The 4,524-nt window shown below is 64.2% G+C and carries 4 protein-coding genes; 1 reads left to right on the forward strand and 3 read right to left on the reverse strand.

The genetic code is table 11. The features are described from left to right. Together D466_RS0119785 and D466_RS0119790 are read right to left on the reverse strand one after the other, a co-directional pair. A partial coding sequence (locus D466_RS0119785; protein ID WP_018915410.1) for a Glu/Leu/Phe/Val dehydrogenase occupies positions 1 to 564 on the reverse strand: 564 nt, incomplete at its 3' end. Positions 565 to 682: 118 nt separating this feature from the next. After that, positions 683 to 1,669 carry an aldo/keto reductase gene (locus D466_RS0119790; protein WP_018915411.1) on the reverse strand — a complete coding sequence of 329 codons (987 nt, stop codon included), beginning with the start codon at positions 1,667 to 1,669 and terminating at the stop codon, positions 683 to 685. A 220-nt stretch (positions 1,670 to 1,889) separates the two neighbouring features. Here D466_RS0119790 and D466_RS0119795 point away from each other — a divergent pair, with 220 nt between their 5' ends. Next, a complete protein-coding gene (locus D466_RS0119795) occupies positions 1,890 to 3,188 on the forward strand; it encodes an oligosaccharide flippase family protein (RefSeq protein WP_156004512.1) in 1,299 nt (432 codons plus the stop codon). Between the two features lie 71 nt (positions 3,189 to 3,259). Here the strand turns inward: D466_RS0119795 and D466_RS24350 are convergent. After that, the coding region (locus D466_RS24350) for a hypothetical protein (RefSeq protein WP_231385777.1) at positions 3,260 to 4,524 on the reverse strand (1,265 nt) is incomplete at its 5' end.

Genomic DNA, 4,524 nt, shown 5'->3' on the forward strand with positions numbered 1-4,524 from the left:
CACTCCGGTTGCCGTGCCCCCGATGTTCATCGAGTACGTGTCCATCATCCACGCCATGATCTGCGGGTTGGTGTTCACGTCCGGCGCCGGTATGTCCTGCTGCGGCCCGATGATGATCCCGATCTCGCTGGTGTAGCGCCGCGTCATGCGCTCCAGCTCCTTCCTCGACAGCTGCCCCGGGTCCACCCGGATGCCGCCCTTGGCTCCCCCGTAGGGCAGCCCCACCGCCGCGTTCTTCACCGTCATCCACGCTGAGAGCGCCATCACCTCTTCCAGCGTCACGTCCGGGTGGTAGCGCACGCCCCCCTTGCCCGGACCCCGCGACAGGTTGTGCTGCACCCGGAAACCCTCGAAATGCCGCACCGAGCCATCGTCCATCTCGATCGGTACGTCCACGATCAGCGCACGCTTGGGCCGCCTCAGCGTCTCCGCCCAGCGCGCCAGCGGGCCCAGGTACGGAACCACCCGGTCCACCTGCGACAGATAGGTCTGCCACGGGCTGTCGGGCGTGGAGTGGATGTAGGACAACGGGCCCTGGCGGGATCCCACGGGTGCGGGCTGCATGGCTTCGGCTCCTTGAGGTCGTGGGGACACTCTACGCCGCCGGGCCCGTGGCTGCAAAGCGCGGGACATCTGGAAACATGGGCCCCACGCTCGTGGGGCCCGCACGCCGGGCGCGCGCTCAGCGGTTCACCGCCCGCATCGAGGCCTGGGGATAGCGCTCGCCGCGGGCCGCGCCCGGTGGCAGCTCGCGGTCCAGGCGGGCCACGTCCTCGGCGTTCAGGCGCAGATCCAGCGCGCCCAGGTTCTCCTCCAGGCGCTGCGTGCTGCGCGTGCCCGGAATGGGCACCACGTCCTCGCCGCGCGCGAGCAGCCAGGCCAGCGCGAGTTGCGCCGGCGTGCAGCCGCGCTCGGCGGCGATGCTGCGCACGCGGTCGGCCAGGCGCAGGTTGGCGTCCAGCGCCTCGGACTGGAAGCGCGGGGAATTGCGCCGGAAGTCGCCGGCGTCCAGATCCTCGGCCTTGCGGATGCTGCCGGTGAGAAAGCCGCGCCCCAGCGGGCTGTAGGCGACGAAGCCGATGCCCAGCTCGCGCACCGTGTCCAGCAGTTCGTCCTCCGGCTCGCGGCTCCACAGCGAGTACTCGGTCTGCAGCGCGCTGATGGGGTGCACCGCGTGGGCGCGGCGGATAGTGGCCGGAGCCGCCTCCGACAGACCCAGCCAGCGCACCTTGCCGGCGCGCACCAGCTCGGCCATCGCGCCCACGGTGTCCTCGATGGGCACCGCCGGATCGACGCGGTGCTGGTAGTACAGGTCGATGTGGTCGACCCCCAGGCGGCGCAGGCTGGCGTCGCAGGCCTCGCGCACGTATTCCGGACGGCCGTTGACCCCGAGGAATTCGCGGTTGGGGCCGCGCATGTTGCCGAACTTGGTGGCCAGCACGACCTCGTCGCGCCGGGCGCGAATGGCCCGTCCCAGCAGCTGCTCGTTGTGGCCCGCGCCGTACATGTCGGCGGTGTCGAGCAGGTTCACCCCGAGGTCGAGGGCGCGCTCGATGGTGGCCAACGACCTGGCGTCGTCGGACGGGCCGTAGAACTCGGACATGCCCATGCAGCCGAGGCCGAGGGCGGAAACCAGCGGGCCGTCGCGGCCCAGACGTCGTTGTTGCATCGCTCACACTCCAGATCGAAACCCTAGGAATCATCCCTACATTGCGCATCCTAGGCAGAAGGCCATCAACTTGCAGATCCACGCCGCATCCGCCTAGGCGCTTGGCAGGAGCGATCTCCGCGCGGCGCTCTCGCCTGGCGCCCTATGCCTGCGCGACAATTGCAAGCTCAACGAGCCTCGGCACCTCCGCGCCAGGGCGTATCTGCGGGCCGCATTCCTCGTGGAAAACCCCAACCCTATGCCCGACCGCTTGGGCAAGTTCAGAGACCTGATCGCCCGCCTATGGCATAACCCGCTATGGTCGAACACGGCCGACTTGGCCATTCTTCAGATGGTCGGCTACGTGCTTCCGCTGGTGAGCATGCCCTATCTGGTTCGGGTGCTGGGGACCAGCAATTACGGCCTGTTCGCACTAGTGCTCGCAGTGGTCGGCTACTTCGGCGCCTTCGCCGACTTCGGCTACGGGTACACGGCCGTACGCGCCGTGGCGTCTACACGAAGCGATTCCGTCGCGCTCAGCCGCACGGTCAGCTCGACCACTCTGGCCAAGCTTGCCTGCGGCTCCGTGGTCTGGGTGAGCCTTGTCGCGAGCAGCTGGGCCTTGCCACTGCCTCCCGATCTCGCTCACCTGATGCGCGTGGCGAGTCCACTCGTGCTGTTGAGCGTGGCCAACCCGGCTTGGTATTTCCAGGGACTACAACGGGTAAGGCCTATGGTGATCTGGCAGATCGTGGTGCGGATCCTCGGTCTGCTACTTCTCTTTGCCATCGTTCGTCGCCGCGGCGACGTGCCCGCTGCAGTGAGCGTGGAATTGGCCATAGCCCTCGCCTCGGCGGTCGGGGGTTGGGCCTTGATGCTTCGCCTGGCGCCCATTCCCCCCTGTCGCCCTACGCGCGACGAACTGCTGAAGTCACTGAGCGAATCGGCACAAATGTTTGCCTCGACCTTGGCAAGCCTGCTCTATACGAATGCGTTGACAATTGTGCTCGGCATCGTCGGCTCACGGGAGCAGATCGCGTACTACGCGATCGCCGATCGCCTCAACAACGCGGTCAAAAGACTCCTCACTCCCCTGCTTCAAGCCTTGGTTCCCCATGTCAATCGAATGCGGGAGAGCAGCCACCAAGCCACGATCGACTTCCTGCGCCGCATTCTTCACAGCACGGTCCTGTTGGGCGCCGTCAGTACCCTAATGGTCATTGCCGCCGCGCCCGTTCTCATCCAGATCATTGGAGGCCGCGCGATCGCCCCTGCTCTGTGGGTCTTCTGGATCATGAGTCCCCAGGCACTCCTCATCGCCGTGAGCAACATCCTTGGGGTACAGGGCCTGTTCAGCTTTCAAATTGTCAAGCCGATCGTCCGCGCGCAAAGTTTCGTGGGTCTCTTGACGCTGCTCCTGGCATTCCCAGCGGCCATGCGCTTCCAGTCCGTGGGTGTGGCCGCGGCGGGAACTCTGGCCGAATTCGCCATTGTGGCGATTTATATTCACCTATCCAGAAAACACCTAAACTTTCCCTGAGCCCCTTCCGCGCCCATCCCCGACTGCAATCTGTCTGCAACGTACAAAGGTCGCCACGAAAATGGTGCGAATCAACGCGCATTGAAGATCTCGGCCATTTCCGAGCGCATTCTTTCCCGTTCACCACGTATGCGCATGCGGTAAGGCTCGAACTCCTCGCTACGCGCATTGAAATTCGAGAATATATCGGCAACGACCTCCGTGAAGCGTCGCCTCGCTTGAGCAATGGATCGCTCGTCGATCTTGAAACGCTCAGGAATCGGTATATCCAAAGAATTCGCGGCCGCGCCCCTCCGCCCCGTCACGACACAACATCCGCTTATAGCCGCTTCACGCGGAAGGCGATCCATTCCAGGATGGTGGCCGAAATCGATATACAGCTTCGCCGTCCGGAAGTGCCCCCTCAACTCGCTGCTAGACATTCCGCTGAGGGGCACGACACCGATTCCCTGCAAGCCCCGCAAAAGCTCACGCGTAATGCGCCATCCCTTCTTGGGATTGAAAAGAATAAGGTCTTTCCGAGCGCCTTGCGGCACCCAAGGAGCGAGATATTCTTCACCAATGAAATCCCCGAGAAATCTCGATGCAAGACCCTTCTCCGACAAGAATTCAGCCGCATAATGGCTCTGTACCAAATGCTGGTGTCGTCGCAGTGAGCGTATCGAACTTCTTCGGCCCGACAGCAGCGATGCCACGGATCGAGCCATGTCGCTGAACTTCCCATCGCCCCGCCTTCGATAGTAATTGTCCACGGACAACCACCACACATAGGTCTTTGCGCGGTTGATGCGGCTGACAAGCGGGGTGAAGACCTCAGGCACCACGATCACATCCCCATCGCGGTCCTCGGCCGCTGAATAGGGAGCATCGTAATGGGCGAATTTCGGCGGGCGTCCTGCGGCGCCGAGCCCTCCGACGTAATCGATGTAAGCGTCAAGTCCCATGCGCCGGCACTCGTGCACCAATTGATGCAGGAGTTCCGTCCCGCCCGTCGCAAGGCTAGCCGGACAATAGACGAAAATCTTCACTACGCAATTCCTCTCAAGAATTTTCACCCACGCCCAATCGACAGCCCCCTGCCCGTGATCCTGCCGCAGTGGCTTGCTGCGGTGGGCCCAGGGGGCGGGCACTCCCGCGATCCACATTGTCTGCGATGTGCGCTTTCGCGCCCTGCGCGGCGCGCCCGGCATATCATTGCTCGACAAGTGAAGCCCTTTAGCAGGCTGTTGAAATACCGGAGGGGGTCGCGTTGGTGCAGAATCGGGATGATGGGCGTGCGCCGGATCGCAGCGCGGGCTGGACGCCCGCGCAAGATCCGGGGTGCGGCCAGCGCCCG

The organism is Thiomonas sp. FB-6, from assembly GCF_000377645.1.
In the GTDB taxonomy this organism is placed as follows: domain Bacteria; phylum Pseudomonadota; class Gammaproteobacteria; order Burkholderiales; family Burkholderiaceae_C; genus Thiomonas_A.